This is a genomic window from Kosakonia sp. H7A, from assembly GCF_003028445.1.
In the GTDB taxonomy this organism is placed as follows: Bacteria; Pseudomonadota; Gammaproteobacteria; order Enterobacterales; family Enterobacteriaceae; genus Kosakonia; species Kosakonia radicincitans.
This window is the reverse complement of the sequence record NZ_PYTZ01000123.1, coordinates 1-447: the sequence shown is the minus strand read 5'-3', so window position 1 is coordinate 447 and position 447 is coordinate 1. Positions and strand designations below refer to the sequence as shown.

At 70.0% G+C, this 447-nt stretch carries 1 protein-coding gene; it reads left to right on the top strand.

Features of this window, described 5'->3' with window-relative positions; all coding sequences use genetic code 11:
• Nucleotides 1-325, top strand: a 325-nt coding sequence (locus CWM66_RS28530; RefSeq protein ID WP_199200099.1) for a hypothetical protein, incomplete at its 5' end; no start/stop codon positions are given.
• Nucleotides 326-447 lie beyond the last annotated feature (122 nt).

Below are 447 nucleotides of genomic sequence, written 5' to 3'. Positions count from 1 at the left end.
CACCCAGGACGAACTGGACGCGCGCCTGCAGGCGCTGGCGAACCATTGCCCGGGCGATGCGGTACTGTGGATCGCCTACCCGAAGCAGACCTCGCGCCGCTATCGCTGCGAGTTCAATCGCGACAGCGGCTGGGACCGGGCCGGCGAGCTCGGCCTGGAACCGGTACGGATGGTCGCCATCGACGCGGACTGGTCGGCGCTGCGGCTGCGCCGGGTGCAGTACATCAAGCAGCTCAAGCGCGATCCTGCGCGGCGCTGGACGCTCTTACCTGGGCAGACACGCCCCTCACCCGCGCTGCACGCGCTGCTAGCGGCCCTGCGGTGATGCTGGCCGCTCGATCCCAAGCGAGCACGGCCATGAACACGGACCGCAAACCCGAAGGCCCCGCCAGCGACCAGGAAAAGGCGCACACCCCCGACCAGCACCGCACCGACACGGCACGCTGG